Genomic DNA, 1,022 nt, shown 5'->3' with positions numbered 1-1,022 from the left:
GGCCGGAGTCGGCAGATGACCGATAGGCACCACATGGCGCGCCATTTCGACGAACGGCTCCGCCGGAATCGTGGCATCCGAGAGTCCGAGCGACTTCACGCCGCTGAGGTTCGTGATCATTCCCCCCGGAGCAACGGCGTTGACGCGGACGAACGGCGCCAATTCGAAAGCGAGTTGCGTAACGATGCCGCGAATTGCGTGCTTGCTGGCCGTGTAGAGGACGCCGCCACCGTCCGACTGAAACGACGCGTTCGATGCCGTAAAGATCAGACTCCCGCGACTTTCGGCCAGCGCTTTCAAAGCGGCCTTGGCGAGCAGAAGATAGCCCTTCACGTTCACGGCGAACAATTCGTCGAACGCCGAAGAGAGTTTGTCTTCCGAGAGGTCGACCAGTGCGGTCTTGAAATCCCAGATCCCGGCGTTCCCGATCGCGCAATCCAGGCGGCCGAACTGAGCGACCAATCCATTCACTGCGCGAAGGTTGTCCTCATACGACGTAACATCGCCCTGGAAGCCCATCACAGCATTACCGAGTGCATCGCGGATTTCGGCAATCCGATCAGCCGAGCGGTCAAGCACGCCTACCCGCGCGCCCTCCGAAACGAACCGCTCGACGATGGCGCGGCCCAGGCCAGATGCGCCGCCTGTCACCAGCACGACCTGGTTTTCCAGTTTTTTCATTTAGTTCACCTTGTAGCTAAGCAAGCTGCGAAGCTCGGTAGAGGAATCGGCCAGCAGATTGGTCTGCACCGCGATTCGCGACTCGACGAGCCGTTTGGCCGTTGCGTATTCACGCGGGGCGTCGACTGTCGCAACGCCTGCCACCCGTCCGTTCGATACGCGGAATACGGAAAAGGACGCGCCTGACTCATCGCCCCGAATAACCATCTCTCCCGAGCCGGTGAGATCGCCTGCAAGTTGAATCTTTCGCCCGGCGCGACGAGCGTCCGGAAGAGGTCACCGACATGCAGCGGTCGGTGAAGGGCGAGGTCATCTCCTCGACCTTCGACCGTCCCGCCGAG

General features: G+C 61.2%; 2 protein-coding genes. Both read right to left on the bottom strand.

Annotated features, from left to right (window positions below; all coding sequences use genetic code 11):
• Positions 1 to 681, bottom strand: a 681-nt coding sequence (locus ABZS61_RS34910) for an SDR family NAD(P)-dependent oxidoreductase (protein WP_356430584.1), incomplete at its 3' end; no start/stop codon positions are given.
• Entirely contained in the window at positions 682 to 924 is a 243-nt protein-coding gene (locus ABZS61_RS34905) for an oxidoreductase C-terminal domain-containing protein (RefSeq protein ID WP_356430588.1), read from the bottom strand.
• Positions 925 to 1,022: the final 98 nt, after the last annotated feature.

The sequence above is a fragment of the Streptomyces sp. NPDC005566 genome (assembly GCF_040605575.1).
GTDB lineage: Bacteria > Actinomycetota > Actinomycetes > Streptomycetales > Streptomycetaceae > Streptomyces.
This window is presented reverse-complemented; position numbering and strand designations above follow the sequence as displayed.